At 70.9% G+C, this 26,667-nt stretch carries 24 protein-coding genes; 8 read left to right on the plus strand and 16 right to left on the minus strand.

The window, feature by feature from the left end; genetic code table 11:
* The first annotated feature begins 79 nt into the window (after positions 1 to 79).
* Complete coding sequence (locus AB0D85_RS10615) at positions 80 to 694, plus strand: class I SAM-dependent methyltransferase (RefSeq protein WP_362316807.1); 615 nt, start codon at positions 80 to 82, stop codon at positions 692 to 694.
* 9 nt (positions 695 to 703) lie between these two features.
* Here AB0D85_RS10615 and AB0D85_RS10620 read toward each other — a convergent pair whose 3' ends face one another.
* Positions 704 to 1,204, minus strand: coding sequence for a DUF402 domain-containing protein (locus tag AB0D85_RS10620; RefSeq protein ID WP_362316810.1), 501 nt, complete (start codon positions 1,202 to 1,204; stop codon positions 704 to 706).
* Entirely contained in the window at positions 1,185 to 2,114 is a 930-nt protein-coding gene (locus AB0D85_RS10625) for a GNAT family N-acetyltransferase (RefSeq protein WP_362316813.1), read from the minus strand. The genes AB0D85_RS10620 and AB0D85_RS10625 overlap by 20 nt, the downstream gene beginning before the upstream one ends.
* A 69-nt stretch (positions 2,115 to 2,183) precedes the next feature.
* On the opposite strand from AB0D85_RS10625, the gene AB0D85_RS10630 reads away from it, so the two are divergent.
* On the plus strand, positions 2,184 to 2,555 hold the full coding sequence (locus AB0D85_RS10630) for a GntR family transcriptional regulator (protein ID WP_362316815.1): 372 nt from the start codon (positions 2,184 to 2,186) through the stop codon (positions 2,553 to 2,555).
* A gap of 100 nt (positions 2,556 to 2,655) precedes the next feature.
* On the opposite strand, the gene AB0D85_RS10635 is transcribed toward AB0D85_RS10630, so the two are convergent.
* Positions 2,656 to 3,426 (minus strand): DUF72 domain-containing protein, encoded by a 771-nt coding sequence (locus AB0D85_RS10635; protein ID WP_362316818.1) that lies wholly within the window; start codon positions 3,424 to 3,426, stop codon positions 2,656 to 2,658.
* Between the two features lie 15 nt (positions 3,427 to 3,441).
* On the minus strand, positions 3,442 to 4,536 hold the full coding sequence (locus AB0D85_RS10640; RefSeq protein WP_362316820.1) for a DUF5925 domain-containing protein: 1,095 nt from the start codon (positions 4,534 to 4,536) through the stop codon (positions 3,442 to 3,444).
* A 174-nt stretch (positions 4,537 to 4,710) separates the two neighbouring features.
* Between AB0D85_RS10640 and AB0D85_RS10645 the strand changes: the two genes are divergently transcribed.
* Positions 4,711 to 6,135 (plus strand): xylan 1,4-beta-xylosidase, encoded by a 1,425-nt coding sequence (locus tag AB0D85_RS10645; RefSeq protein WP_362316823.1) that lies wholly within the window; start codon positions 4,711 to 4,713, stop codon positions 6,133 to 6,135.
* Between the two features lie 42 nt (positions 6,136 to 6,177).
* Here AB0D85_RS10645 and AB0D85_RS10650 read toward each other — a convergent pair whose 3' ends face one another.
* The 5 genes from AB0D85_RS10650 to AB0D85_RS10670 all read right to left on the minus strand — a co-directional run bounded on the left by AB0D85_RS10650 (position 6,178) and on the right by AB0D85_RS10670 (position 13,423).
* Positions 6,178 to 9,990 carry a lipopolysaccharide biosynthesis protein gene (locus AB0D85_RS10650; protein ID WP_362316826.1) on the minus strand — a complete coding sequence of 1,271 codons (3,813 nt, stop codon included), beginning with the start codon at positions 9,988 to 9,990 and terminating at the stop codon, positions 6,178 to 6,180.
* Positions 9,983 to 10,783, minus strand: coding sequence for a polysaccharide deacetylase family protein (locus AB0D85_RS10655; protein WP_362316829.1), 801 nt, complete (start codon positions 10,781 to 10,783; stop codon positions 9,983 to 9,985). Before AB0D85_RS10655 ends, AB0D85_RS10650 begins: the two co-directional genes overlap by 8 nt.
* The gene (locus AB0D85_RS10660) at positions 10,776 to 11,765 is read right to left on the minus strand and encodes a glycosyltransferase family 2 protein (RefSeq protein WP_362316831.1); all 990 of its coding nucleotides are present in this window, start codon (positions 11,763 to 11,765) and stop codon (positions 10,776 to 10,778) included. Before AB0D85_RS10660 ends, AB0D85_RS10655 begins: the two co-directional genes overlap by 8 nt.
* Positions 11,762 to 12,583: a glycosyltransferase family 2 protein gene (locus AB0D85_RS10665; protein WP_362316833.1), complete on the minus strand. Its 822-nt coding sequence runs from the start codon at positions 12,581 to 12,583 to the stop codon at positions 11,762 to 11,764. Before AB0D85_RS10665 ends, AB0D85_RS10660 begins: the two co-directional genes overlap by 4 nt.
* A 402-nt stretch (positions 12,584 to 12,985) precedes the next feature.
* Positions 12,986 to 13,423 (minus strand): hypothetical protein, encoded by a 438-nt coding sequence (locus AB0D85_RS10670; RefSeq protein WP_362317978.1) that lies wholly within the window; start codon positions 13,421 to 13,423, stop codon positions 12,986 to 12,988.
* A 259-nt stretch (positions 13,424 to 13,682) separates the two neighbouring features.
* Between AB0D85_RS10670 and AB0D85_RS10675 the strand changes: the two genes are divergently transcribed.
* Complete coding sequence (locus AB0D85_RS10675; protein WP_362316836.1) at positions 13,683 to 14,483, plus strand: SGNH/GDSL hydrolase family protein; 801 nt, start codon at positions 13,683 to 13,685, stop codon at positions 14,481 to 14,483.
* A gap of 3 nt (positions 14,484 to 14,486) precedes the next feature.
* Here AB0D85_RS10675 and AB0D85_RS10680 read toward each other — a convergent pair whose 3' ends face one another.
* The 4 genes from AB0D85_RS10680 to AB0D85_RS10695 all read right to left on the minus strand — a co-directional run bounded on the left by AB0D85_RS10680 (position 14,487) and on the right by AB0D85_RS10695 (position 20,903).
* A complete protein-coding gene (locus AB0D85_RS10680; RefSeq protein WP_362316839.1) occupies positions 14,487 to 16,094 on the minus strand; it encodes a protein kinase in 1,608 nt (535 codons plus the stop codon).
* Between the two features lie 45 nt (positions 16,095 to 16,139).
* Positions 16,140 to 17,816: a nickel transporter gene (locus AB0D85_RS10685; RefSeq protein WP_362316841.1), complete on the minus strand. Its 1,677-nt coding sequence runs from the start codon at positions 17,814 to 17,816 to the stop codon at positions 16,140 to 16,142.
* Positions 17,813 to 19,237, minus strand: coding sequence for a tetratricopeptide repeat protein (locus AB0D85_RS10690; protein WP_362316844.1), 1,425 nt, complete (start codon positions 19,235 to 19,237; stop codon positions 17,813 to 17,815). The genes AB0D85_RS10685 and AB0D85_RS10690 overlap by 4 nt, the downstream gene beginning before the upstream one ends.
* 136 nt (positions 19,238 to 19,373) lie before the next feature.
* Positions 19,374 to 20,903: a DUF4331 domain-containing protein gene (locus tag AB0D85_RS10695; protein ID WP_362316847.1), complete on the minus strand. Its 1,530-nt coding sequence runs from the start codon at positions 20,901 to 20,903 to the stop codon at positions 19,374 to 19,376.
* 207 nt (positions 20,904 to 21,110) lie between these two features.
* On the opposite strand from AB0D85_RS10695, the gene AB0D85_RS10700 reads away from it, so the two are divergent.
* The 3 genes from AB0D85_RS10700 (at position 21,111) to AB0D85_RS10710 (ending at position 22,858) form a co-directional block, all read left to right on the plus strand.
* Complete coding sequence (locus tag AB0D85_RS10700) at positions 21,111 to 21,653, plus strand: sigma-70 family RNA polymerase sigma factor (protein WP_362316850.1); 543 nt, start codon at positions 21,111 to 21,113, stop codon at positions 21,651 to 21,653.
* A complete protein-coding gene (locus tag AB0D85_RS10705) occupies positions 21,650 to 22,462 on the plus strand; it encodes an anti-sigma factor (RefSeq protein WP_362316852.1) in 813 nt (270 codons plus the stop codon). Before AB0D85_RS10700 ends, AB0D85_RS10705 begins: the two co-directional genes overlap by 4 nt.
* A gap of 126 nt (positions 22,463 to 22,588) precedes the next feature.
* Positions 22,589 to 22,858, plus strand: coding sequence for a hypothetical protein (locus tag AB0D85_RS10710; RefSeq protein WP_362316854.1), 270 nt, complete (start codon positions 22,589 to 22,591; stop codon positions 22,856 to 22,858).
* Positions 22,859 to 22,873: 15 nt separating this feature from the next.
* Here AB0D85_RS10710 and AB0D85_RS10715 read toward each other — a convergent pair whose 3' ends face one another.
* Genes AB0D85_RS10715 through AB0D85_RS10725 form a run of 3 tightly spaced genes read right to left on the minus strand, consistent with a single transcriptional unit; the run spans position 22,874 to position 25,838 of the window.
* The gene (locus AB0D85_RS10715) at positions 22,874 to 24,070 is read right to left on the minus strand and encodes a CaiB/BaiF CoA-transferase family protein (protein ID WP_362316857.1); all 1,197 of its coding nucleotides are present in this window, start codon (positions 24,068 to 24,070) and stop codon (positions 22,874 to 22,876) included.
* A gap of 59 nt (positions 24,071 to 24,129) precedes the next feature.
* Positions 24,130 to 24,906, minus strand: coding sequence for an ABC transporter permease (locus AB0D85_RS10720; protein ID WP_362316859.1), 777 nt, complete (start codon positions 24,904 to 24,906; stop codon positions 24,130 to 24,132).
* Complete coding sequence (locus AB0D85_RS10725; protein WP_362316862.1) at positions 24,903 to 25,838, minus strand: ATP-binding cassette domain-containing protein; 936 nt, start codon at positions 25,836 to 25,838, stop codon at positions 24,903 to 24,905. The genes AB0D85_RS10720 and AB0D85_RS10725 overlap by 4 nt, the downstream gene beginning before the upstream one ends.
* Positions 25,839 to 25,901: 63 nt before the next feature.
* On the opposite strand from AB0D85_RS10725, the gene AB0D85_RS10730 reads away from it, so the two are divergent.
* On the plus strand, positions 25,902 to 26,612 hold the full coding sequence (locus AB0D85_RS10730) for a TetR/AcrR family transcriptional regulator (protein WP_362316865.1): 711 nt from the start codon (positions 25,902 to 25,904) through the stop codon (positions 26,610 to 26,612).
* Positions 26,613 to 26,667: the final 55 nt, after the last annotated feature.

Raw genomic sequence — 26,667 nt, forward strand, 5'->3', positions numbered from 1 at the left:
AGTTCCTCATCGATGCCGGTCTGTCAGTGGTCGCAGTCACATGGACCGGCTGTCAGTGGTGGGTGTCACTCTTGGGGGCATGACGAACCAGAGTGATCGGGCGGTTGCGGTGAGTGTCGACTGGGATGCGGAGGCCGCCGGCTTCGACGAGGAGCCGGATCATGGGCTGCGTGATCCCGATGTGCGGCTGGCCTGGGCGGGACGGCTCCGTACCTGGCTGCCCGAACGCCCCGCCGACGTGCTCGACCTCGGCTGCGGGACCGGCAGCCTGGCCCTCCTCGCCGCCGAGCAGGGCCACCGTGTCACCGGGGTCGACAGCTCCCCGGCGATGGTGGAGCGGGCCCGCGCGAAGCTCGCCGGCCGGGACGCGGTGTTCCTGATCGGCGACGCGGCGGCACCGCCGGTGGGCGAGCGGCTCTACGACGTCGTCCTCGTACGGCATGTGCTGTGGGCGCTGCCCGACCCCGCGCGCGTGCTGCGGCGGTGGCGCGGGCTGCTGCGGCCCGGAGGCCGGTTCGTGCTGGTGGAGGGGGTGTGGGGGACCGTCACCCCGGTCGGTGTACCGGCCGACCGGCTCACCGCTCTCCTCACGCCCCTCGCCGGGCACGTGCGCGTGGAGGGGCTGTCGGCGGAGACGGCGCTGTGGGGGAAGGAGGTGGACGACGAGCGGTACGCGGTGGTGGCGACGGTGTAGAGGGGTGCTTCAGGACAGCAGGGCCTCGAAACCGCCCTCGTGGGCCAGGGTCTCCAGCGTGTCGAGTGCCTTCACGGCTGCTTCGGCTGCCGCCGGGTCCCGCTCCGCCAGCCCGCTCTCCGCGAACTCGTCCTCGTCCAGGCGCCGTACGTCCGTGCCGTCGGCGGAGCGCCACAGGTCCAGGTCGAGATCCTCGACGACGAGTCCGTCGCCGGTGAGCGTCGCGGGGCGGGTGATGTCGCAGTACCAGCCCTTTAGCGTGCCGTCGGCGGCGCGGACCTCCTTCACGGCGTACCAGCGGTCGCGCCAGTAGAACTCGGTGAAGACATCGCCCTGTTCGAAGCGGACGAAGCCGAAGTCGCGGGTCACGTCACCGGCCCAGGGGGCGCGTACGGCGATCCGGGTGCCGTCGTCGTGCAGCAGCTCGGCGGGGTAACGGATCTTCGTGCGGCCCGCCTTGACCAGGACGACCTCCACCGTGGCCGTCGGTTCAGCCGAGTTCGCGGACATATCTGACCTCCGTTGCGCAGATTTCGTATCCGAACCACTTGTTGATCGCGAGCATCGGGCCGTTGCCGCTGTCGTTGCCCGTGAACGCCTCCGTGCAGCCGGCGGCGCGGGCGCGGTGCAGGGAGTTGTTCTTGGCGAGCTTGGCCAGGCCCCGGCCGCGGAAGGCGCGGGCCGTGCCGGTCATGACGGTGCCGTAGCGGGTGGCGCCGTCCGTGCGGGCCGCGCTGAACGCCGCGGGGCGGCCGTCGACCAGGACGACCGAGGTCAGCTCGTGGCTGAACAGCGGATGCCGCCAGGTTCCGTCCAGCCAGGTCTCGTAGTCGGCGAATTCGTAGCCGATGTCGCTCGGCTCGTCCGTCATCGTCTCCGCGTCGAGGGCGAAGAACGGCCGCGGATCGTCGGCGAAGTCCGCGCCGGTGCGCAGTTCGACGCCCGGGGGCGGGGTCCGCAGCGGGGGGAGCGTGCCGTGCGCGAGATCCAGGCGCAGGAAGTGGGCGGAGCGGCTCGCGGTGTAGCCGCGGCGCTCCGCGAAGGCGCGGTTGGACGGGGCGTCCAGGACCCAGGCGTACGACGTGGTCGCGCCGACGGCCGACAGGTGCTCCTCCGCCGTACGGGCGAGCAGGGCGCCGGCGCCCCGGCCGGTGCGCCGCGGATGCACGTACACGTTGGCGAAGCCCTGGCCCGGCTCCGTGCTCTCGTGGGCGAGACCGACCTGGGCCGTGCCGACGACCTCACCGTCCTCCTCCGCGATCAGCTGGCGGAAGCGGGCGTCGGGGTGGGTGTGGGTCAGGTCGTGGACCAGGGACTCCGGGGTGAACAGCATGAAAGGGAGGGCGAGCTGCCGGACCCGGGCGAAGCCCTCGGCGTCGGACCGGACGTCGGGGCGCAGGTCGCGCACGATCACTGTCATGCGGCGCACGCTATGCGGGACGTGTACGGGATGCCTCTCATTTTCCGGCGGGTACGGGAGAATCGGGCCGTGACCTTGAAGATCCACATCGATGACAGCGCGCCGCCGTACGAGCAGGTGCGGGCGCAGATTTCCGAGCAGGCGCGGGGCGGGGTGCTGCCGGTGGGGTACCGGCTGCCGACGGTCAGGGGACTGGCCGAGTCGCTGGGCCTGGCGGTGAACACGGTGGCCAAGGCGTACCGGGCGCTGGAGACGGACGGGGTGATCGAGACACGGGGGCGCAACGGAACGTTCGTCGCCGCGGCGGGCTCGGCCGCGGAACGTGAGGCGTCGTCGGCCGCACAGGCGTACGCGGAGCGGGTACGGCGGCTGGGGCTGGGGGAGCAGGAAGCGCTGGCCGCGGTACGAGACGCGCTGCGCGCGGCCTACGGCGAGGGCTGAGGGGAGTTCGGCACCGCAGGGATGCGCCGGGTGCGCCGGGATGCGCCGTGGTGGCTGAGCGGCGTTGCGGCGGAAAAGCGAGATCCATACGGCCGCGCGGTCAGCTGCTCGTGCTCGGTTCCGGTGTCCTCGTCACCCGCAGTCCCGCACGCTCCGCCGCCCTCCCGAACGCCACCGCGTCCCGTACCGCGGCTCCGCCCGGGTCGTTGTTGAAGTACGTGTAGACGTCGGCCTTCTCGGGGTACGTCGTGGCGATGCGGTCGATCCAGGTCTCCAGGGAGCGGCGGCCGTAGCGGGGCCAGGGGGTGGCCCGGCCCTCGTGGAAGCGGACGTAGGCCCAGTCGGTGGTGCGCCAGAGCGGGGTCATGGGGTGGGCCTGGACGTCGGCCCAGCACAGGGCCGCTCCCCGGGACCGCAGTACCTCGCGCGTTTCGCGCGTCCACCAGGAGTCGTGGCGGGGTTCCACCGCCACCCTCGTGCCGCGCGGGAAGCAGGACAGGCACGCGTCCAGCAGGGGCGGGTCCGCCCTGAGCGTCGGGGGGAGTTGGAGGAGGACCGGTCCCAGCCGGTCGCCCAGGCCCGCCGCGTGGGTCATCAGACGGCCGACCGGCTCCTCGGGGTCCTTGAGGCGTTTGATGTGCGTGAGGTAGCGGCTCGCCTTGACCGCGATCACGAAGTCAGGGGGGACCCGGTCCCGCCAGGACTCGAAGTTCTCGCGACTCGGCAGCCGGTAGAACGCGTTGTTCAGCTCCACTGTGGTGAAACGCGCCGCGTACTCCTCCAGCCACCGCCGCATGGGCACCTCGGCCGGGTACAGGACGCCTCGCCAGTCCTTGTACTGCCAGCCCGACGTTCCGACGAAGAAGGGCATATCCCCATCAAAGCACTACAGGTAAAGGCCCGCGTCCGCGCCCTCCCGCGCCCCCGGCACCGACGTCGGTGATGTGCCCCGGCGCAGTGCGTACAGCTCCGCCAGGGTCGCCCCCTCGCGGCCCACGCCCTCCTCCGTACCGAGCCAGTTCACCGCCTCGCGGTGGGTCAGCGGGCCCACCTCGATCCGGGCCAGGCAGCGGCCGGGGCGGACGACGGCGGGGTGCAGCCGCTCCAGGTCCTCGTTGGTGGTGACACCGACCAGGACGTTGCGGCCCTGGCCGAGCAGGCCGTCCGTGAGGTTCAGCAGCCTGGACAGCGCCTGGCCCGCCGTGTGCTTGGCCTCGCCGCGGATCAGTTCGTCGCAGTCCTCCAGCAGGAGCAGCCGCCAGCGGCCCTTGCCCGCGCCGTCCTCCTCGCCGATCGCGATGTCCATCAGATAGCCGACGTCGGAGAAGAGCCGTTCGGGGTCGAGGACGCAGTCCACCTGGCACCAGTCCCGCCAGGAGCGGGCGAGGGTGCGCAGTGCGGAGGTCTTGCCGGTGCCCGGCGGGCCGTGCAGCAGCAGGAGCCGGCCCGCGATGTCCTCCGGGGTCGTCTTCATCAGACGGTCCATCGCGTCCGCCACCGGCGCCGTGTAGTTGGCGCGGACCTCGTCCCAGGTGCCGGCGGAGATCTGCCGGGTGGTGCGGTGCGGACCCCGGCGCGGCGAGACGTACCAGAAGCCCATCGTCACGTTCTCCGGCTGCGGTTCCGGCTCGTCGGCCGCGCCGTCCGTCGCCTCGTTCAGCACCTTCGAGGCCAGCTCGGCGGTGGTCGCGGTGACCGTCACGTCCGCGCCCCGGTTCCACCGGGAGACCAGGAGGGTCCAGCCGTCGCCCTCCGCGAGGGTCGCGCTGCGGTCGTCGTCGCGGGCCACCCGCAGTACCCGCGCCTCCTTCGGCAGCAGGGTCGCCCCGGAGCGCACCCGGTCGATGTTGGCCGCGTGCGAGTACGGCTGCTCGCCCGTCGCGAAACGGCCGAGGAACAGCGCGTCGACGACATCGGACGGGGAGTCGGAGTCGTCGACGTTGAGCCGGATCGGCAGCGTCTCGTGCGGCTTGGCAGACATGCCGCCATGATCCGTCACCGGGGCCCGCGGCGCACCCGTTTTCCGAAGTGGGCGGGGAGTGTCGGGTGTGCGCCGGGCTTCCGGAGTGTCCGAAGTGCCCCCCGGCCCTGTTACACAGCTGTCGATAGCCGATACCTGCCCCCGGGGCGATTTCCGCCACTACTGTTGTCCTTGATGGGACGTCATGGGTGGAATTCGGGGGCTCGGCGGTGGCGGCTCACCGCCCTGCTCGGGGTGGGTGTGGCCGCTCTCGCCCTGATCGTGACACTGATCAACACGCTGCCCGGGGGCGGCGGTGGCACCGCGGGCACCACCCGCGACGGCGACAAGGTGCACGGCACCCCCGCCACCCCGCCGTACGCGACCGAGCCGTACGTGGGCTGGGGCTTCACGCACACCCAGTACAGCGCCGACGAGGGCAGTACGACCGCCACCGAGCGGGTCGAGGGAATGCTGGCCAAGGCTTCCGGGATGCCACAGGACCAGGCCGTCATGGGCTGGGGCGCCGACAACCCCGAGCCGGTGAAGGGCCGTTACGACTTCGGCGCCCTCGACCGCCGCGTGGACTTCATGCGCAGGTCGGGCGGTACCCCGGTGATCACCCTGTGCTGCTCGCCGGACTGGATGAAGGGCGGCAAGGCCGGCGTCGACAACACGAACTGGAGCCAGGCCGCCCTGGAGACCGCGCCCACCCCGGACCACTACCAGGACTACGCGGACCTCGCCGCGACCGTCGCCAAGCGCTATCCGGACGTACGGCACTTCATCGTCTGGAACGAGTTCAAGGGCTTCTGGAACAACGCGAAGGGCCGCTGGGACTACGAGGGCTACACCGAGCTCTACAACCTCGTCTACAAGGCGTTGAAGGCCGTGAACAAGGACATCATGGTCGGCGGGCCGTACCTCGTCATGGACAGTTTCGACCCGCGCCAGACGGAGAACGCCTCGGCCACCCTCAAGGGCCCCTGGGGCGTCATGGACCAGCGGGTGATCGACGCCTTCGACTACTGGAACACCCACAAGGCGGGCGCCGACTTCGTGGTCGTCGACGGGTCCAGCTACACCAACGACGACGACATGCTGCCCGACGAGTTCGCGGCCACCGAGAAGCTGACGTACGTCAGCGAGTGGGTACGCAAGCAGACGCACGACCTGCCGCTGTGGTGGGCCGAGTACTACGTCGAGCCCGCCGACGGCAACGACCGGCGCGACGGCTGGACCGAGGAGCACCGGGTCGCCGTCCAGGCCACCGGCATGATCGCCCTGGTCGAGGGCGGCGCCGACTCCGGCTTCTACTGGAACCCGGAGGACGAGAAGGGCGGCGACTGCCCCGGCTGCCTGTGGACGACGACCGACAGCGGTGACGGCGGGCAGGAACTGCCCATGTACGACCTGGTGTCCCGGTTCGGCGAGGCCTTCCCGCCGGGAACCAGGTACGAGAACGTCTCCGTCGCCAAGGACGACGCGCCCAACGTCCGCGTCCTGGCCAGCGACAGGACGGTCCTGGTCGTCAACACCCTCGACCGGGCGATCAGCGCCCAGGTGGACGGGAAGCGGTTCGACATGAAGGCGTACGAGGTGAAGTGGCTCACCCGGTGAGCCCTGTGAGCCGGATGAGCCGGGTGAGCCACTTCGGATCCCTCAGTTGAGGGTCAGGAAACGCTGTACCAACGAGGCCAGCAGCACCGCGAGCAGCGGCAGCGAGAACCAGAAACTGCTCTGCAACCAGTGCAGTCGACGCACCCCGGGCCGTGCCGCGACCCGGACCACCTCGCGTGCCGTCAGCAGCAGGATCAGCGCCACGGCGGCGAGACCGCCGATCACCGACCACGGCGTCCAGGTGATCCGCGGCCCGATCGGGCCCGGATCCGGCTTCGGGACCGCGCCCGCGGGCTGCTTGCGCAGCCCGTACATGGTCACGTCGTCGTTGACCAGGACCTTCGTCAGATCCTGCCGGTTGTCCAGGTTCTGGACCAGCCGGCTCTCCCAGGTCGCCGAGTAGCCGGCGTCCATCCGGAGATAGGTGACCTGACTCCTGTTGATCATCAGATACGAGTTCGGTCCGGCGTCCCTGAGTGCCTTGACCAGGCTCGACACCAGCACCGGGTCGGTCGGCGCGAGCGTCGGCACATAGTCGACCCGCTCCATGTCCTTCGCGCCCCACGGGATCGCCGGGGTCACGTCGTTGGCCGTGTCGTTGCTCAGCCACAGCAGCCGTACCGTCGGCTTGTCGTGGGCGTAGACGTAGTCCATGGCGGCGACCTCGCCGGGGCGGACCCGCTCGAAGGTCTCGTTGCCCCACCGGGCCACCAGGAAGCCGCCCATGAGCAGCAGGCCCGCCATCAGCGCCGCCACCGGGGCCAGACTGACCCGGTCCTTCTCGCGCTCCTTCGCCGTGGCGCCGGTGCGCGGGAACAGGGCGAGGCCGGCCAGCAGGGCCGCGCCCGGCACGGCGAACATGAAGACGCGCAGCGCCATCTCGCCGCCGTACGACTGCATGCCGAAGCCCAGGAACGGGACGAAGGTCAGGACCAGCAGGGAACGCTCGCGGTACCGGTGGAAGCGGCGGCGCCACCAGCCCCAGACGGCGAACGCCATCATGCTCCCGGCGAGCAGGACCCTGATGTACAGGACCAGCTTGTGGGTCGAATCACCGCCCTGGATACGGCCGGAGACGGACGTGGTGACATTGCTGCCGACCCCGCCGACCCCGCCGAACAGCTCGTTGAAGTGACCGGACCAGTACGGCTCGGCCATGAAGCCCAGCCAGACGGCCGCGACCACCCCGAACAGGATGGGCAGGCCGCGCAGTTCGGACCTGCCGACCAGCACCAGGGCCGCCAGCACGCCCAGCATCACGAACGGGGTGAGCTGGTGCGCCGGGACGGTCGCCGCGTACAGGCCGATCAACACCATGAGGAGGACGGCCTGCTGGCGGCGGTCGGCCGGTTCGACCTCCGCCTCGCCCGGGCGGTACTTCGTCCAGATGACGTGCGGGGCACGGAACCAGACGAGCAGGATCGCCACGAACATCAGATAGAGCAGATAGGTGAACCCCTGCGGGGAGAAGTAGTCCTGGCCGACCCAGCCGCACAGCACGAAGATCCAGATGCCGGTCCACTTCGCCCGCCAGCTCGCCCGCAGCGACCGTACGAGCAGGAACATCGGCGCCAGATAGGCCAGTTGGATGAACGTCGGCCACCAGCGGATGACCTCGGTGAAGTCCGTGACCCCGCAGGCCCTGCCGATGAACGCGGCCGCCGCGAAGAAGCCCGGCCAGCTCCAGCGGGCGTCCAGGTCGGGTACGGCGGACCCGGTGCGGTCGATGTAGTCGATGAACCCGAGGTGCTGCCAGGCGGTCGGGAAGCGTGGCTCCGTCTCGATGACCGCCGGCAGCGCGTGCAGCGAGACGACCGTCGCGAGCAGGGTGACCAGCAGCAGCGCCTTGTGCTCCCGGCGCAGCCAGAGCAGCGCGGCGAACACCGTGACCAGCAGCGCCGCCCCGACCAGCGTCGGCAGCGGCAGCACCGAGATCAGCCCGAGGCCGCCCATCCGGTCCAGGTCGGAGTCGTCGAGCCGGGCCGCGGGCACCCAGTAGAGGAGAAGGGCGGCGACCAGGAGACAGCCCAGGACGACTCCCGGGCGGGTCGGGGTCAGCCGCTCCCGCAGCGGGCGCGCGGGCGCGGACTCCTCGGGAGCCTCGGCCGCCACCTCACCCGCTTCCTCCGGTACGACCGCGGGTACGACGGCTTCCCCGAACGGCGCGTCGACCTCCGCCTCCTTCAGCAGCGAGGCCTCGGCAGGACCGAGCGAGGCCTCGGAGCCCGGTTCGCGTTCTTCCACCGGCAACCCCAGGTTCCGCGGCGGGCGCAGAGCCCACGTCGGCCGATCGTCCGGTCGGACAACGGGCGTACCCGTGGGCGGAGTTCCCGGCCCGGGGCGGACGTCCGGCCGTCGTTCCACATGGTCGAAGTCGACGTGGATGCCGAGGGCGAGGGTGTCGCTGTCCAGTGCCCAGGCCGGGCCCCGCCTGCGCGGTGCCGCGGTCGGCGGGACCTCGCTCGCCCCCAGGTCGGCGAGGTCCCCGTCCGGTGCCGTGCCCTCCGGGATCTCGGCCGGGGCCGCCCGGAGGGTCTTCCAGAGCCTCGGCGCGGCGATCGTCACGATCACCGCGAGGCTGGAGATCTCGGCCACGCCCGCGCCGGTCAGTCCCATCCGGGGCAGGAGCAGCAGGGTCAGGCCGAGGACCAGCAGGCACAACAGCCCCTGCAGCCAGGCCAGTCCACCGGTGCGGCTCTGCGCGCGCAGCACCGCGAAGTACGTCTCCATCACGACCCTCAGCAGCGCGCCGACCGCGAACCAGCGCAGCAGCGGGGTCGCCGCGTCCGCGTAGCCGGGGCCGAACACGCCGAGGATCCAGGGCGCTCCGAAGAACAGCAGCGCGCAGATGGGGATCATGATCCGGGCCATCCGCTTCAGCGCTGCCCGGGTGTTGGCCGCGAGCCGGGCCGGGTCGTGCGAGCCCTCGACGGTCAGCGAGGCACCCATGTTGATGGCGAGCAGGTTGGTGGTGCCGCCGATGGTGGTGGTGATGTAGAAGTACGCGTTGTCCTCGGAGCTGACCTGCGAGGCGATGATCACCGGGACCAGGTAGACCACGGCGAGCGAGAACAGCGAGCCGGTGTAGTCGCCGGCCAGGAACCGGCCGATCTCCTTCAGCGTGGGCGGTTTCGCGTGGTCCTCGGTCGCCTTGATGTGCCGGGGCACCAGGCGCCGGAACACCAGCCAGCCCAGCGGTACGAACGAGGTGGCGATCGCGGCGACCCAGGAGACGAAGACACCGGCCATCGGGATCGCCGCCGCGAAGGCGACGAGGAGCGCCAGCTTCACGGCGGAGAACACGGTGTTGCCGACGGGCACCCAGGGCGCGCTGCGCAGCCCGGTCAGCACCCCGTCCTGGAGCGTGAGCAGGTTCCAGGCGATCACCGCCCCGATGAACCCGAGCCCGGGCAGCGGCCCGTGCAGGAAGTGGTACGACGGCCCCCACACGCCCAGCGTCGTCAGGAAGACGCCGGCGGCCAGCGCCACGATCAGCGAGCTGCCCGCGTAGGTACGGAAGATGAGTCGGCCGGTGTGCTTGCCGGCCACCGGTATGAAGCGGGCCAGGGCGCCGGTCAGGGTCACCGCGGTCAGGCCCGCGAGGAGCTTCATGGCGGCGATCGCGGCGGAGCCCTGGCCGACCACGGACTCCGAGTAGTAGCGGGCCGCGGCCAGCCAGAAACCGAGGCCCAGCACGGCGGAGATGCCGGTGTTGAGCATCAGCGCGTAGGCGTTCCGGAAGAGCGGGCTGCCGCCGGACGAACCGCGTCCGGGCAGGCGAAGACGGCGCCCCGACTGCTCGGGCGCCGACGTCCGGGTGGTCGCGGCCTCTGTTGTGGTGGTCGTGTCAGACACGGGAACGGATGGCCTTCCGGCGGACCTGGCGGGCTCTGCGGAGAACGGCGTACCCCTTGGTGAGGGCACGGTCCTTGGCGAAGTTGCGGGCGATCGCTCGGCCTTCGAGCAGGCGCGCGAACTCCTCGGCGTCGGTGCTGCGGTGCACGGTGACGCGGTGCAGCGCGTACGGACCCTGACGGCGGCGGGCGAGACCGTTGCCCACGGCGAGCGCCTGGGCGTAGCCGGACTCGCGCACGGCCTGCCGGACCCGGCGGCTGGAGTAGCCGTACGGGTAGGCGAACGAGACGGGCAGGGCGCCCAGTTCCTCGGTGAGGATCTCCCGGCACCCCACCAGCTCCGTGCGCAGCCGGTCGTCGTCGAGCTGGTCGAGCTGCGGATGGGTGTGGCTGTGGGCGCCGATCTCGCAGCCGGCGCCCGCGAGTTCGCGGATCTGGTCCCAGTCGAGCATGGTGTCCAGGCCGCCTCCGGTGTCGTACGCGCCCCTGATCCAGCCTGTGGAGACGAACAGGGTGTACGCGAAACCGTGCTTGGCCAGGACGGGCAGGGCGTGCCGGTGCACGCCCTCGTAGCCGTCGTCGAAGGTGATCAGGACGGGGCGGTCGGGGAGCGGGCCCCCCGAGCGCCAGCCGGCCGCCAGGTCGGCCGTGGTGACCGGGGTCAGGCCCAGGTCGCCGATGAGCGCCATCTGCGCGGCGAACGCCTCCGGCGCCACCGACAGGGCGCGGGTGGCCGCGTTCGGCGCGGTCGCCACCGAGTGGTACATGAGGATCGGGACCGGTGCCTCAGCCATCGGATCTCCCCTCGATCTCGGCGACGGAGAAGGCCGCCCCGCCCCGCCGCGCCCGCACGCTGCCCACCACATAGCCGCCGGCCGCCGTCAGCACCCCGGCGACGATCGCGCCCGCCCGGCCCGCGCCGCCCGGCCGGGCCAGCAGTGCGTCCCGCAGGCCACGAGCGACCCCGGCGGGCAGCACACGCGTGGTGTACCGGCGTTCGGACTCCAGGCCCTTGCCGGCGCCGACACTCCGGGCGACCAGGGCCTTGGAGAGGCCCTCGGCGTAGGCGCGGGTGCGGAAGTAGCCGAAGTGCTCCCGGACTTCCGGGACCCGGTGGTGGATCACCGCGCGGTCGTCGATGAGGAGCACGGCGTCCGGGCGGGCCCGGGTGAGGCGGATGCACAGCTCCGTCTCCTCGCAGCCCAGCGGGCGTTTGTCGCCGTCGCGGCCGATGCCGGTGGCGAAGCCGCCCGCCGCGTCGAAGGCCGTACGCCGGAAAGAAGCGTTTCCGCCGAGGACGTTACGGACCCGGACGCGACCCGGGGGCAGGCCCCGGTAGGTGCAGCCGACGACCCAGTCGAACTCCTCCGGGAACCAGTCCGGGCGGCGGCCGGAGGCCCAGACGGGCATGGTCCGGCCGCCCACCGCCATCACCTTCGGGTCGGCGTACCCCTCGGCGAAGCGGCGCAGCCAGTCCCGCTCGGCCACGGCGTCGTCGTCGAGGAAGGCGATCACCTCGCCGTAGGAGGAGGCGATGCCCGTGTTGCGGCCCGCGGACAGGCCGCGGGGGCCCGCGTTGGCGAGCACCCGCACCTCCGTGACCTCCTTGTACTCCTTCGTGAGCCGTTCCAGGAGCGCCGGGTTGTGGTCGACGACCAGCAGGGTCTCCAGCGCCGGGTACGACTGGGCGCGCACCGAGGAGACCGCCGCGAGGATGTCCTCCCAGCGGTCCTCGGTGTAGACGCAGATCACGACGGAGATGTCGGGATCGCTCAAGACGACTCTCCCCGGCCCGTGGTGAGCATCGGGGAGCGCCGCACCTGCCGGCGCAGGTCACGCCGGTTGGAACGCTCCCTGAGGATCACCTTGAGGACGCGGAGTCCGTCGCGTACGGCGCGCAGGTTGCTGGTGCCGTGGATGCGGAGGTACTCGTAGCTGGGTATCTCCTGCACCTTCAGGCCCGCCTTGACCACCCTGATGTTGATCAGGGTCTCGATCTCGAAGCCGGTGCAGTCGAGGTCGATCTTGTCGAGGCAGTGCCGCCAGAACGCGTTGTATCCGTAGCAGAGGTCGGTGTAGCGGGCGCCGAACTTGCGGTTGACGACCGTGCACAGCGCCCAGTTGCCGAGCTTGCGGATGAAGGTCATGTCGTCCGTGCCGCCGCCGTTGGCGAAGCGCGAGCCCTTGGCGAAGTCGGCGCCCGAGACCAGGGCGGAGACGTACGACACGATCTCGTGGCCGTCGGCCGAGCCGTCCGCGTCCACCATGACGATGATGTCGCCGGTGCACGCCTCGAACCCGGTGATCAGGGCATCCCCCTTGCCCCTGCCACTCTGTTCGACGACTTTCACTCCTGGCCACAACTCCCGCGCGACTTCGACGGTGTTGTCGGTGGAATTGCCGTCGACAAGGACCACTTCGTGTATCCAGTCCGGAAGTGTCTTGAAGACGTAGGGGAGATTCTCCGCCTCATTCATGGCGGGGATCACCACGCTCACCGGCGGTGTGATCGCCAGGTGGGAGGAGATCGGGCGGTATTCGGCCGACATTAACGGATCTTGGCCCGAAGTCGGCTGGTGCAGAACAGAACTCATGAGTCTTGTCCCTCTCGTCCGGTGGACCGCCCGCCCCTGGGCGGCCCGGCTTGGTATCCGGTTCGAAAGGGGGGTTCTCACCCGTGGTGCGGCGAACGGATCTCCGTACCCGCAGGTGAGCTGGCAAAGCTGGCCGGTCTGCCGGAAAACGGCAGCCGGTCGCGCGGCACGACTCGGAAACGACAGTGGTCATACGCATTGCGGTCACCGAGCACGGCACCCCCCTACCGCGCCCCGCCCGGAACGTCGCGGTCCTTGAGCCCTCCCCTAGAGCCGCGTAGTGACGATCCGATGCGGGTGAGATGTACGACGGTATTGATGATTGGACCAGTATGGCAAGGCCTGGAACTAGCCCTCACGTTTTTGTTGGTTTGGCCGTTACACAACTTTGGCCGACCTTGTTCATTGCCTCGAACGAATTTTCCTGACCTGTTCGAGAATTCGCTCCACCGGTCGCATTCGCACCAGCAGAAGCAGAAGAAGACTGACCGCGGCCACGGCGACGATTCCGCCGCGCCAGGACCAGCGGTGTGTGGCGAGCATGCCCTGGGCGATCAGCATGTCCAGGGTGACGGCGCCCGCCACTGCGGTGAGCGCCCGGGCGAACGGGTCGAGTCCGCGCAGCGCCACTCCGATCGCCGCGGCCGGCGCGGCGAGCAGAAAGAACAGCGCGAACGGCCCGCGTAACGGCGAGCCGGAGTCGGACAGCGCGAGCAGCGCGCCGATCCCGGCGACGGCCGTCGCGGCCCCCGCGAGAAGGGGTGTCAGATCCCTCCCGGGTCCTGGCCGTGCCCGCTCTTCGCCCTCTGATGATGGTGTCTTGAGCCGTATGGTCTGCATGACCGACTTTGCCCCCCAAGGCGTCGGATGCCGGGCTTCAATGTCGCGCAGCCCAACGGGGGGCGTCAAGCAGGTCTCCGGACATGACCGTTCCCCGGAGACACCTGTTGCCTCCGGGGAACAAGTCGCTCGATTTCGGTCTGTATCAGTGATCAGTTACGACATGGACCTCAGGTGAATGTTTTGGCATGGACACTTCCCGTCAACACGCGTAGTTGCTACGACAGTTGTGGCAGAGATCCTGCTAAAGGGAGGTTCCATGAGACGTTCCCGAATTACGGCATACGTGACTTCACTCCTCCTCGCCACCGGCCTCGCCCTCACCGGGGCCGCAACCGAAGCGCAGGCCGCGACCGGGGGCTATGTGGCGCTCGGTGACTCGTACTCCTCGGGCGTCGGCGCCGGGAGTTACATCAGCTCCAGCGGCAACTGCGACCGCAGCACCAACGCCTACCCCTACCTGTGGAACGCCGCCCACAGCCCGTCCTCGTTCTCGTTCCTCGCCTGCTCGGGCGCCACCACCGACGACGTGCTCTCCGGCCAGCTCGGCACGCTCAGCTCGTCGACCGCCCTGGTCTCCATCACCATCGGCGGCAACGACGCGGGCTTCGCCGACGTCATGACGACCTGTGTGCTCAGCTCCGACAGCACCTGCCTGTCCCGGATCGCCACCGCCGAGGCCTACGTCGACTCCACACTCCCCGGCAAGCTCGACACCGTGTACGACGCGATCAGCACCAAGGCCCCCAACGCCAAGGTGGTCGTGCTCAGTTACCCCCGCTTCTACCTGCTGGGCACCACCTGCCTCGGCCTCTCCGCGACCAAGCGCTCCGCCATCAACGGCGCCGCCGACTACATCGACACCGCGATCGCCAAGCGCGCCGCCGACCACGGCTTCGTCTTCGGCGACGTCCGCAGCGCGTTCTCCAGCCACGAGATCTGCTCAAGCAGCTCCTGGCTGCACAGCGTCAACTGGCTGGACATCACCGAGTCGTACCACCCCACCGCGGCCGGCCAGTCCGGCGGCTACCTGCCGGTCCTGACCAGCAACGCGTCCTGAGCCTCACTGCGAGTTCGAGGGCGAAGGCGATGCGGAGGCCCCGCCGGTCGGGGTCTCCGTCGTCGTGGTGCAGGTCACGGAGAACGGCACCGAGTTGGACGTGGTCTCCACCGGGCTGCGCACCTCGACGGCGATCGCGTCGTTCAGCGTCCCGCTGTCGGACCAGGTCGTCACGGTCACCCTGGACTGCCGGGTCTTCCCGCCGCCGTCCGGGAAGGACAGCGTCTTCCAACCCTGGTCGTCCAGCGACCCGTTCTTCAGCACCCACCGGTACTGCACGTTCGCGGGCACGCTCCCGACCGTGAACGTCGCCGTGAACGAGGGCGCCTGCGCGGTCGGCGGCGGACAGGTCCCCGAGTAGTCGGTACCTGACCCGGCCACGCCGACCTTCACGCTCTGCGCCGGCGCGCTGCTGCTGTTCGCGGACGGCGACGGCGACGCGGACTGCGTACTGCTGCTCCTGCTGGGCGCCGGGGAACTGAGGTTGCTCGCCGACTGACTGGCACTCGCGTTGCCACCGTTGCCGCCGCCGTTGTCGTGGTTGAGCAGGACGTACGTCAGCCCGCCCAGCGCGAGGGCGGCCAGCACCAGGCCGACGAGCAGGACGGTACCGGCCCTGCGGTTGCCGCCGCGGTCGTCGGCGTCCGTCCGTCCGTCCGCCGCGGTGGGCCACGGCGGTGTCGGCAGCGGAGGTGGGGGGGAGGGCCGGCGCGGCTGGTGGGCGACGAGCGTCGGGGTCTCGTACGGCGCCGGGACCGGGACCGTGGCGGCCGTGCCGGGGGTGCCGCCCGCCGCGACCAACCGCAGGTCCCGCTCGGCCTGTTCGGCCGGCAGCCGGGCGGCCGGGTCCTTGCGGAGCAGCCCCTCGATGACGGGGGCGAGCGGCCCGGCGCGGTAGGGCGGCGGCAACTCCTCGTCCACCACGGCCCGCAGGGTGCTCAGCGGGGTGTCCTGCCGGAACGGGGAGGTGCCCTCCACCGCCGCGTACAGCAGCACACCGAGCGACCACAGGTCGGACTCGGGGCCGAACGCCCGCCCCAACGCCCGCTCCGGGGCGAGGAACTCGGGCGAGCCGATCACCTCGCCGGTCATGGTCAGCGCCGAACTGCCCTCGACCGTGGCGATCCCGAAGTCGGTGAGCACCACCCGGCCGTCGTTCGACAGCAGCACATTGCCGGGCTTCACGTCCCGGTGCAGCACCCCGGCGCCGTGCGCGGCGCGCAGCGCGGACAGCACCTCGGCGCCGATGCCCGCGGCCCGCTGCGGAGACATCGGCCCTTCCGCCTCCAGGACGTCCGCCAGGGACACCCCCGGGATCAACTCCATGACGATCCAGGGCCGTCCGCCCTCCATCGCCACGTCGTACACCGTCACCACGTTGCGGTTCGCGACCCGGGCCGCGGCCCAGGCCTCGCGCTCCAGACGGGCGTACATCCGCTCGACGTCCGGCCCGGGCAGCCCGGCCGGCGCCCGCACCTCCTTGACGGCGACGTCACGGCCCAGCACCTCGTCCCGGGCCCGCCACACGGTGCCCATGCCGCCCTCGCCGAGCGGGGACAGCAGTCGGTAGCGGCCCGCGATCACTCGCTCACGGCCCGGCTCTTCGGTCACGGGTGCTCCCCACGGCAGCTCGCGCGAATTCATCACAAACGTAACTCAAAGGAGTGCGGATGCGGCCCCCTTGAGCACCAATCCGGCACCCAGGGCCACGACGACCAGTGCCGACGCCAGCGGGATGGTCCTGCGGACCAGGGCGGCCGTGGGATGGGTGGTCCAGCGAGGCCGTTTGTCCATCACCCGCGTCATTCCCGTACCCAGCTTGACGACGGCGAATCCGGCGGCGGTCAGCGTCAGCGCGAGACCGACGCCGTAGGCGACGACGAGAAGGAGCCCGAACCAGGCCTGCCCGAGGGCCGCGGCACCGACGAGGACGACGACGGCGGAGGGGCTGGGGACCAGACCGCCGGCGAACCCGAGGAGGATCGTGCCGCGCAGGGTCGGGGCGGTGCTGTGCGTGTGCGTGAAGCCGCCGTGGGAGTGGGTGTGGCCGTGGGCATCGCCGTGGTCGTGGTCGTGGCCGTGCGTGTGGCCATGGTCGTGGTCGTGGGTGTGCCCGTGGTCGTGGTCGTGTTCATGCGTGTTGTGCGCGTGCCCGTGGTCGTGGGTGTGCGCCTCGGCGTGGTTGTGGGCGTGCCCGTCGCTGTGGCCGTGGCCGTGGTCGTGCGTGTGCGCCGTGCCGACCAGGGCCAGTTGGCGGTCCTCGGTCTCCGCGTGTGCGTGGTCGTGGCCGTGGTGATGGGCGTGCTGGGGGATCCTGTTCCGCCAGGCGCGCCGCGTCAGGTTCACGCCCGCCGCCAGGACCATGACCCCGCTCGCGATGCCCAGCCAGGCGATCACCGACGGCGTGGCCGCCGAGCCCGCCGTGACCAGGATGCCCAGGGCCACCACGCCCAGCGTGTGCGTGACCGTCACCGACGCGGCCAGCGGGAGGACGTCGCGGAGGCGGGCGCGGCCGCCGCGGGCCGCCGCCGTCGCCGCCATCAGGGTCTTGCCGTGGCCCGGGGCGAGGGCGTGCATCGCGCCGAGGGCGATCGAGATGAACAGCGCGAGCGTGGCGAAGCCGAAGGTGAGGTGGTTGCGGGCGACCAGATCGGTCAGGGCCTGGGTCCAGCGGTCGATGCCGCGGGGGAGGATCGCGGCGCCCGGGGTGTCCTGCCGTTCCGCGGTGAGGGCCGGGCCGCCGGGGCGTACGTGCACGGCGGCCGTCGTGATGTCCGCCGGGGAGGACAGCAGGTCCTTGGGATAGCTGGTGAGCTCGTGGGAGAGGGACGCCTTCGGCACGTCCGACTTCGTCAGCGTCATCCGGTCGCCGCGCGCCGTGATCTCCCGCCAGCCGGGGCCGCTGTCGGTACCCGCGCTGTGGAAGCCGAGGGTGACGGTGGCGCCCTTCCGGAGCGGCGCGGTGAACCGGCACTCGACCCGGAGGGTGTTCAACCCGGCCTGACCGGGCCGCAGTTCGGCGTGACTGGTCTGCACGGTCAGGGGGGTCGCACGGCCGTCGACCGTGAGCCTGCTGCCGTCCGCCGCCGCCGTGCAGCGCTGCTCGGCCCACTTGGCCGTGCCCAGCCGCTTCAGGTCGGGCTTGGCCTGGGTCGCCGGGATCTCGGCGAGGTCCTCGAAGTGGTCGACGCGGAGCTGTCCGGGGGCGGCGACCAGACCGTCGTACTTGTTGACGGTGAAGTTGCCGAGCGGGTGGGCGCTCGCGGCGGCGGCCGGGAGGAGGGCCAGGGCACAGGCGGCGGTGAGGACGGCGGCGGCGCGGCGGAGGTTCACTTGGACGCCTCCAGCGCCTTGCGGGCCGCGCGGGCGCCCAGCGGGGAGAAGCCGGGGTTGAGCTTGAGGGCCTTGGTGAGGGCGGCACGGCCGGCGGTCTTCTCACCGTTGGCCAGCTCGATCATGCCCTGGTGGTAGAAGAAGGAGGCGTTGCGGTAGCCGGTGGCGGTGGCCTGCCGGGCGTACGGCAGCGCTTCCTTGTCCTTGCCGTTGACGTGCAGGGCCCAGGCCAGCGCGTCCGCCGTGTGCACGGTGTGGCGGCGGGCCCACTCGGCGCGCGCGGCCTTCAGCGCCTCGGCCTTGTTGCCGTGGTCGGCGGCGGCGAGGGCGGTGTCCAGGTCGGCGTTGACGCCGTTGGCGCGGGCGAGCGCGATCCAGGCCTCGACGAGCGCGTACTGGTCCTCGGCCTTCGCCTTGTCGCCCTTGGCGTTCCGGTCCTCGTACAACTCGCCGAGCTCGACGAGCGGCTGGGGCAGCGGATAGCGGGAGACGACCAGTTCCATGCCCTTGATGGCGTCGGCCCGGTCGCCGCTCGCCGCCTGGGCGCGGGCCCGGCCCTCCAGCGCGGGGAGGTAGTTCTCGTCGGCGGTCAGAGCGCGGGCGTAGTAGTCGAGTGCGCTCTTGTAGTCGCCCTGGTTCCAGGCGAGCAGACCGAGCTGCGCGGCCACGTAGGAGATGTCGCCCTTCGAGGTGGCCGTGGACAGCGCCTGTTGCAGCACGCGTTGCGCGCCGGCCACGTCGCCCCGCAGTTCCCGCACATACGCGTACCGCGTGAACACCGGTACGCCCGGCTTGCGTTGGTCGGCGAGGTCGGCCGCCTCGGCCGCGTCGTCGTACCGGCCGAGTTCGACCAGGGCGTCGATGCGGGAGGCCAGGGCGTTCGCGCTGTACGGGTTCTGCTTGAGGGCCTGGTCGGCGTAGGTGAGAGCCTGGGCGAACTGGTGCCGGGCGGCGGCGAGCGCGGCCTCGGCGGCCAGCGCCTGGTCGTTGTCCGGGGTGATCTGCAGCGCGCGCTTCAGGACCTTCTCGGCCTGCGGGTAGCGGGACGGGTCGCCCTTGGTGCGGGCCTGCTCGACATAGGCGAGGCCGAGGGTGGCCCAGCTGTCGGAGTCCTTCGGCTGGGTGCGGAGATGGGCCTGGAGAGCGGCGATGCTCGCGTCGAGGCTTCCGCTCGCGAGCAGCGCCGGGTCCATGGCACTCGACGTGGCCACCGGTGCCGTACCGCCGTCCCGGGAGGCCCCGAAGGCGATCGCGCCGCCGGTCAGCGCGATCGCCAACAGCACGGCGGAACCGGCGAGTCGAGCCCGACGCCAGTTGCGCCCGGCGGCGGCGAAGCGCCGTACGGCGGCGATCCGCTCGTCGTCCTTGGCCACCGTGTCCTTGGCCTCTGTGGGCTGCTTGTCGTTCGTACCCGGGGCCATGCCCTCTCCTAGTAGACGTCGCATGGGGCGGCGCGGCCCGCTGCCGTGGGGGATTGGGTGGGAGCGGGCCGCGCCAGTTTGTGAGGTGGGGGGAAGGGGTTGTGTGGGGGGAAAGGGGTGGGGGGAAGGCGAGCCCTTAGTACGGACGCTGCATCCGGCGGCGCCACCGGCCGAACACCGTGCCGAGCACCAGCACACCCGCCGCGCCCGCCGCCGCGGAACCGGCGATCAGCATCGTGTTGTTGCCGCTGGAGCCGGACAGCGCATCACCCAGCGCGCTCTTCGTGGTGCTCCCGGAAGCCGTGCCCTTGGCGATCGGGCCGCGCGAACCGGACGTCGGCTCGGCCACGTACGGGAAGGACTTCTCGAAGTTCTTGTCGTTCTTGTCGACCGCGTCGCCCAGGTCGTTCTTGGAACCGACCAGCTCGCCCTCCATGACCTGGAGCGCCTCGTCGATCACGTCGTCGGTGAGCCGGCGGCCGTTCGGGAAGCCCGCGTTGTCGCCGTCCAGCACACCGAGCCGCTTCGGCTTGGCGGTGGGCTTGATGGACGTGTTCAGGCGGAGCATCTCCGACGCCTTCGCGTACGGCTGCAGCGTGTTGAGGCCCTTGACGCCCGTGAGGAACACCTGGACGAGGTCGTTGCGGGGCTCGGAGGGCGCCTTGATGTGGTAGATCGCCTCGATGAGCTTCGGCAGTTCCGGGTTGGTGACGTTCTTCAGGAACTGCGCGTCGTCCTTGGGCTGGGACGCGTTGAACTTGTCCTTGTCCTTCTGCGGGTTGACGACCTCGTTGACCAGCGGGTTGCCGAGGCGCGAGACCTGCGTGAAGCGGCCCTGCGCGTTCTTGCGCTGGGTCGTTGCGTAGATGCCGACGGTCGGGTGCTTCGCCGACTGCCGGATCAGGTCGTTCGGCACCTGGAGGGCCATCGTGTTGACGTTGTAGCCCTTGAGGGTGTCGTTGCCGACCTCGGAGAGGTTGCCGCCGTACAGCAGGTCGAAGACGCGCAGGTCGGCGAAGAACGGGTCGTCGGCCTGGCCGGCGAAGGTCGCGCCGCCGTTGCTCGTCTTGTAGATGGCCTGGGAACGCAGCTTCGCGTAGTCCGGCATCGACGCCTTGCCGACGTCCGACGGCGCCACCGGGATGTCGCTGGCGATCCTCGTCGTGTACTGCTGCTTGCCGTTCTTGAACTTGATGAGGTCGAGGTTGTACGACTGCGTGACGTTCAGGTCCGGGTCGGTCAGGTTGTCGACCACACCCGTGTTGTAGAGGAACGTCTTCTTGTTCTTGATCTGGGTGCGGAAGGTGTAACGGAAGATCAGGTCGTCCTTCGCGTCACCGTTGTTGTCGATGTGGATGTCGTACTGTGCGTCGTCCGCGAACTGGTAGAAGTTCGGCCCGCCGGCCGGCTCCTCGAAGGGGATGACGTTCGACACGATCGTCGTGGTGTCGGGCTTGTCCGGGCTGACGAACGCGTACAGGTCGGTGTTGTCGTACTGCGGGGTCCCCGAGATGAGGGGGGCTTCCCGGTGGGAGGAGGCGGAGGCCACCCCCGGTACCAGCGCGGCGACGCTGGCGGCTGTGATCCCGCCGGTGGCCAGTGCCCCACAGATGAGTGTGACAAGGCCCTTGCGCCCCGCACCGCTCCTGGAGATTAGAGGTGTCATGCCGTCCGTCCCTCGGTCCCAACTTGCTTGACGGACGGGTATACGGAGCCGGAGGGCCGTTTGGATTGGTCCGAAGAAAAAAATCTTTTCTTCCTGCTCGACCCGCGTTTTTGCCTTCCGCATACGTACTTCTGCCGGAGGTGCGTCCAGTTGCGAATGCCTGGTGTGGGAGGACGGGCCGGGTGCGGCCGGAGGAAGGGGGACGGGGTGGAGGCGGACGAACTGCTGGTGCTCGTCGCGGCCGGCGACCAGAAAGCGTTCGAGGACCTCTACGCTCTGGTGTCCGGGCCGGTGTTCGGGCTCGTACGACGTGTGGTCCGCGACCCCGCCCAGTCCGAGGAGGTGTCCCAGGAGGTGCTCCTCGAACTCTGGCGCTCCGCGCCCAAGTTCGACCCCTCCCGGGGCAGTGCCCTCTCCTGGATCCTCACCCTCGCCCACCGCCGCGCCGTGGACCGGGTGCGCAGCGCCCGCGCGGCCGGCGAACGCGAGCAGCGCGAGGCCCTGCGCGCGGGCGAACCCGCTTTCGACCAGGTCGCCGAAACGGTGGAGGCCGGCCTGGAGCGCGAATGGGTACGCCGCTGCCTGGACCGGCTCACCGCCCTCCAGCGCCAGTCCGTCACCCTCGCCTACTACGACGGCTACACGTACCGTGAGGTCGCCGAGCGGCTGAAGCTGCCGCTGGGCACGGTCAAGACACGGATGCGCGACGGACTCACCCGGCTGCGTGACTGCCTGGGAGGTGTGGCATGAGCCTGGTCGGCCGCCTGCTGCACCGAGAGGACCTGCACTCCCTGGCCGCGCCCTATGCCCTGGACGCCCTGGAGCCCGGTGAGCGGCGCCGCTTCGAGAAGCACCTCAAGGACTGCGACCGGTGCGCCGCCGAGGTACGGGCGCTGACCGAGGACGCGGTACGGCTCGCCTGGTCCACGGCCGCCCCGCCGCCCCTCGCCTTGCGCGACCGGGTGCTGGCCGCCGTCCGCGCCACCCCGCAGGAGCCGGCCCCCGGCCACGAGCACGTCCCCAACCTGCCGCCGCACGTCTGGGGCATACAGCCCCCGCCGGCCCGCGTCCGCCAGCGGGCGCGCCGCCCTCTGTTCATGCCGTTCGCCACCGCCACCGCGGCCGCCGCGCTGGTCGTGGCCTCGCTCTTCGGGGTGCAGGCCAACCGGACGCAGGATCAGCTCGACGCCGAGCGGGCCCAGTCGCGTGAGATCGCCCACGTTCTGGCCGCGACCGACGCCCGCGCGACCAGCGCGAAGGACGCCGAGGGCCGAAGTATCGGAGCGGTGACCTCCCTGTCGGAGGGGCAGGCCGTCGTCACGCTCAGCGGATACGGCACCCCGTCCGGCGGACGGGTGCATCAGCTCTGGCTCATGCGCCCCCATGTGCAACCGCGCTCCCTCGGTCTTTTCAAGGACGACACGCCCCTGGTCGCCACGGGTCTGAGCAGATCCGCGACGTCACTCGCGGTGACCGTGGAGCCCGCGGGGGGATCGGCGCAGCCCACCAGCCAGCCAGTTGTCCAACTCGCCCTGAAATCAGTTGGATTCGGAGAGTAATCAAACAAGCGTTGTCAACACCCTTGCGGGGAAGGTGAATCCTGTGACCGCGATACACGAGTGCCCCATCGGGGCGATAGGGTTACCCTGCCCGGGCCGGGTGGACTCGTACGGGTGGGGAGTGACATGGATCAGATAACACGCAGCAGGGCGAGGGTCCCTGCGATCACCTGCGGGAGCAGCGCGACAAGTTCGCGCCTCGACCGCCATCTGTCGGTGCTGGCGGGTCCCGCCATACCGCAGCAGCAGGCGGTCGAGGCGACGTCACTGATGCGTGAGCTGACCGCGCGTGAACCCGCGCAGCGCAGCGACCGGGGTGCACGGGTCAGCCGTGTCTCCCTCTTCGCACCGCTGCGTCGGCTGCGCCGTTCGCTGTTCGGCGGCAACAAGCACTGACCGCCGGGTCCGCGCTCAGACAGTCACGCCGTCCCGGCGTAGCGCTGCCATCTCCGCGTCCGTCATCCCCACGGCACGCAGCAGCGCCTCGGTGTGTTGTCCGAGCGCGGGCACATCCCCCATCCGCGCCTCGTCCCCGCCCGGCAGCGTGATGGGCGGCAGCAGTGCACGCAGCGGCCCGACCGGCGACCCCACTTCCCGCCACCGCTCCCGGGCCGCCAGCTGCGGATGCCCGGCCAGCTCATGCAGATCCCGAAGCCGCGCGCACGCGATGCCCGCGGCTTCGAGGCGTGCCACCGCCTCGTCGGTGCCGAGCGCCCCGAGGGCCTTCCCGACCAGCTCATCGGTCCGCGCCCGGTTCGCCACCCGCGCCGCGTTCGTCGCGAACGCCGGATCCGAACCCAGTTCCGGCCGCCCGACGACCTGTTCGGCCAGCCGCCGCCACTCCCGGTCGTTCTGCACCGACAGCAGCACCCGCCCGCCGTCCCCCGTCGGATAGGCGTCGTACGGCGCGATCACCGCGTGCGCCAGCCCGGTGCGCTCCGGAGGTTTACCGCCGTGGATCGTGTGATGCAGCGGATGCCCCAGCCACTCGGCGAGGGCGTCCAGCATCGACACCTCCACCGGCCCGCCCCGCCCGGTCGTCCCGCGCCGCACCAGCGCCGCGAGGACGCCCGAGAAGGCGTACATGGCCGCCGCGATGTCCGCCGCCGGGATTCCGGCCTTCACGGGCTGCTCCGGCGTCCCGGTGACCGACACCAGGCCCGCCTCGCACTGCACGAGCATGTCGTACGCGCGTTTGCCGGCGTACGGCCCCGACGCGCCGTATCCGGAGATGTCCACGGCGACCAGCCGCGGGTGTTCGGCGCACAGCGTGGCCGCGTCGAGGCCGAGCCGGGCGGCGGCCCCGTGCGCCAGGTTCTGCACGAAGACGTCCGCGTCCGCGACGAGCCTCTTCACGATCTCCAGGCCCCGCGGGTCCTTCAGGTCCAGCGCGATGGACTCCTTGCCCCGGTTGCACCACACGAAGTGCGAGGCGAGGCCGCGGGCGGCGGTGTCGTAACCGCGTGCGAAGTCGCCGCCGTCGGTCCGTTCGACCTTGATGACCCGGGCGCCGAGATCGGCCAGCTGCCGGGTGGCGAAGGGCGCGGCCACGGCCTGTTCGACGGCGACGACGGTGATGCCCTCCAGGGGCAGCGGGAGACGGTCCATGAGCGGATCATGTCCCGCGACCGGCGGGTCTGTCAGCAGCGCCGGTACGACCGGACAGGTCAGCGGCGCCCGTACCGGCGTACCGCGAGCGGCAGGAAGACGGCGGTCAGCAGCGCGCACCAGGCGAGCGAGCCCGCGACCGGGTGGGCCACCGGCCAGGCCGCGCCCTCGGGGACGGGCGCGTTGCCGAAGAGCTCGCGCAGGGCCGTCGTCACCGCGCTGATCGGGTTCCACTCGGCGAGCGTGCGCAGCCAGCCCGGGAGATTGTCGGTGGGGATGTAGGCGTTGGACAGCAACGGCAGCACGAAGGAGGAGGCGCCGAGCTGACCGGCCGCGTCCTCGCTGCGGGTGAGCAGGCCGAGGTGGATGCCGACGGTCGTGCAGGCGAACCGGAAGAGGAGCAACAGCCCGACGGCGCCGAGGGCCCCGCCGACCGAACCCTCGACACGCCAGCCCACGGCGAGGCCCACCAGGAGCAGCGGCACGGTACCGATCGCCGTCACGACCAGGTCGGCGACCGCTTGCCCCAGCGGTACGGCGGCCCGGCTCACCGGCATGGTCCGGAAGCGGTCCATCACACCCCGGTGCGTGTCGGCGGCGGCCTGGAACATCCCGGTCATGACCCCGCCGGCCGCGGTCGCCACCAGCAGCCCCGGGACGAGGTAGGCGCGGTACTGCGGGCCGGGCATCGCCAGCGCGCTGCCGAAGACATAGCCGAAGAACAGCAGCATGTTGACCGGCATCAGCTGGGTGAGGACCGCGAGGCCCGGGCTGTTGCGGACCCGGCGCAGCTGCCTGCCCGCCATCGCGGCACCGTCGTGGGCGAGCGCGCTCATACGGCACCTCCCGTCAGCCGGAGGAAGACGTCGTCCAGGGTCGGCTGTCTGACACTCGCGTCGAGCAACGGCACACCCGCCGCGTCGAGTTCGCGGACCAGGCGGGGGAGGGTGAGCGTCGGATCCGTGGTGAGGGCACCGACGGTGTGCCGCTCGTGGTCGAACCGGGGCTCGGTCCCGGTGAGTTGATCGAGCACGGCGGCCGCCTTCGGCAGCGCGTCCGGGTCGGCGACCACCGCCTCCACGTGCCGGCCGACGACCGCCTTCAGTTCGGCGGGCGAGCCGGTCTGCGCCACCCGGCCCCGGTCCATCAGCACGATGTCGTCGGCGAGCCGGTCGGCCTCCTCCAGGTACTGCGTGGTCAGCAGCACGGTCGTGCCGTCCGCCGTCAGCTCCCGGACCGCGTCCCATATGCCGTTCCTGCTGACCGGGTCCAGACCGGTGGTGGGCTCGTCGAGGAACAGTACGTCGGGGCGCCGGACCAGGCTCGCCGCGAGGTCGAGCCGGCGGCGCATGCCGCCCGAGTAGGTCGCCGCCCTGCGGTCGGCGGCCTCGGCGAGGCCGAAACGGTCGAGGAGTTCGGCCGCGCGGTCGTTCGGGCCCCGCACCCGGTGCAGCCGGGCGAAGAGCCGGAGGTTCTCACGGCCGGTGAGATCGCCGTCGACGGAGGCGTACTGGCCCGTGACGGAGATGCTGCGGCGGACGGCCGCCGCGTCCCGGACGAGGTCGTGCCCCGCGATACGGGCGGAGCCCGCGTCGGGCCGGAGCAGGGTGGTCAGCACCCGTACGGCCGTCGTCTTCCCCGCCCCGTTCGGCCCGAGCAGTCCGCAGACCGAGCCCTGCCGGACGGCCAGATCGAGACCGCGCAGCGCGTGCACGGCACCGAAGCGTTTCTCCAGACCCTCACTAAGTACAGCGTACGTAGTCGTCATGGGGCGACCATAGCGCACTACGTACGGCGTACGTAACTAGCATGGTGGGCGAGGTGATGATCGATGTCAGTCCGAGGGGCCGAACCCGAGGTGATCTGGGCACGCCCCGAGCGGGCGGGGCGGGGGCCGAAGCCGGCGTTCACACGCACCGACATCGCGACGGTCGCGGTGCGGATCGCCGACGCGGAGGGGCTGGACGCCGTGTCGATGCGGCATGTGGCGGCCGGGGTGGGGTGCGGGACGATGTCCCTGTACAACTACGTCCCCCGCAAGGAGGACTTGTACGAGTTGATGGTTGACGCGGTCAGCTCGGAACACGAGTTGTGGGAGCCGACGGGGGACTGGCGGGCCGACATGATGCGGGTCGCCGAGCAGACGCGGGGGTTGATGCACCGGCATCCCTGGGTGCCGCGGCTGATGTCACCGGTGTACGGGTTCAGCCCCCATGCGCTGCGGTATCTGGAGCACTGTCTGGCGTGCCTGGATCCGATGGACGCGTCGTACGGTACGAAGCTCGAGCTCATCGCCATGGTGAACGGTGTGGTGACGACCTTCGTGCGGAACGAGATCGACAGCGCCGAGCGGGTGCGGAATCTGCCGTGGTCGGAGGAGCGGGAGAACGCGATGCGGACCGCCTATCTCGCGGGGCGGGTTGCCTCGGGGGCGTATCCGCGAATGGCGGAGGCGTTTGCGGAGGGGCCGGGGGCGGTTGACATGGAGGCCGTTTTCAGGCGGATGGTGGAGAGGGTTCTGGGTGGGTTCGCGGCGTTGTGATGTGCGGGGCGGTGGGGGCTTGTCGCGCAGTTCCCCGCGTCCCCGAACAGGTCGG

Origin of the sequence: Streptomyces sp. NPDC048277 (assembly GCF_040652235.1) — a bacterium.
Classification (GTDB): Bacteria; Actinomycetota; Actinomycetes; order Streptomycetales; family Streptomycetaceae; genus Streptomyces.

Coding starts and splice junctions, on each gene's coding strand:
- AB0D85_RS10725 (WP_362316862.1), bottom strand. CDS start 25,838: ATGACGACTACGTACGCTGTACTTAGTGAGGGTCTGGAGAAACGCTTC.
- AB0D85_RS10675 (WP_362316836.1), top strand. CDS start 13,683: ATGAGACGTTCCCGAATTACGGCATACGTGACTTCACTCCTCCTCGCC.
- AB0D85_RS10645 (WP_362316823.1), top strand. CDS start 4,711: ATGGGACGTCATGGGTGGAATTCGGGGGCTCGGCGGTGGCGGCTCACC.
- AB0D85_RS10695 (WP_362316847.1), bottom strand. CDS start 20,903: ATGACACCTCTAATCTCCAGGAGCGGTGCGGGGCGCAAGGGCCTTGTC.
- AB0D85_RS10715 (WP_362316857.1), bottom strand. CDS start 24,070: ATGGACCGTCTCCCGCTGCCCCTGGAGGGCATCACCGTCGTCGCCGTC.
- AB0D85_RS10720 (WP_362316859.1), bottom strand. CDS start 24,906: ATGAGCGCGCTCGCCCACGACGGTGCCGCGATGGCGGGCAGGCAGCTG.
- AB0D85_RS10665 (WP_362316833.1), bottom strand. CDS start 12,583: ATGAGTTCTGTTCTGCACCAGCCGACTTCGGGCCAAGATCCGTTAATG.
- AB0D85_RS10635 (WP_362316818.1), bottom strand. CDS start 3,426: ATGCCCTTCTTCGTCGGAACGTCGGGCTGGCAGTACAAGGACTGGCGA.
- AB0D85_RS10640 (WP_362316820.1), bottom strand. CDS start 4,536: ATGTCTGCCAAGCCGCACGAGACGCTGCCGATCCGGCTCAACGTCGAC.
- AB0D85_RS10625 (WP_362316813.1), bottom strand. CDS start 2,114: ATGACAGTGATCGTGCGCGACCTGCGCCCCGACGTCCGGTCCGACGCC.
- AB0D85_RS10615 (WP_362316807.1), top strand. CDS start 80: ATGACGAACCAGAGTGATCGGGCGGTTGCGGTGAGTGTCGACTGGGAT.
- AB0D85_RS10730 (WP_362316865.1), top strand. CDS start 25,902: ATGTCAGTCCGAGGGGCCGAACCCGAGGTGATCTGGGCACGCCCCGAG.
- AB0D85_RS10670 (WP_362317978.1), bottom strand. CDS start 13,423: ATGCAGACCATACGGCTCAAGACACCATCATCAGAGGGCGAAGAGCGG.
- AB0D85_RS10705 (WP_362316852.1), top strand. CDS start 21,650: ATGAGCCTGGTCGGCCGCCTGCTGCACCGAGAGGACCTGCACTCCCTG.
- AB0D85_RS10710 (WP_362316854.1), top strand. CDS start 22,589: ATGGATCAGATAACACGCAGCAGGGCGAGGGTCCCTGCGATCACCTGC.
- AB0D85_RS10690 (WP_362316844.1), bottom strand. CDS start 19,237: ATGGCCCCGGGTACGAACGACAAGCAGCCCACAGAGGCCAAGGACACG.
- AB0D85_RS10655 (WP_362316829.1), bottom strand. CDS start 10,783: ATGGCTGAGGCACCGGTCCCGATCCTCATGTACCACTCGGTGGCGACC.
- AB0D85_RS10620 (WP_362316810.1), bottom strand. CDS start 1,204: ATGTCCGCGAACTCGGCTGAACCGACGGCCACGGTGGAGGTCGTCCTG.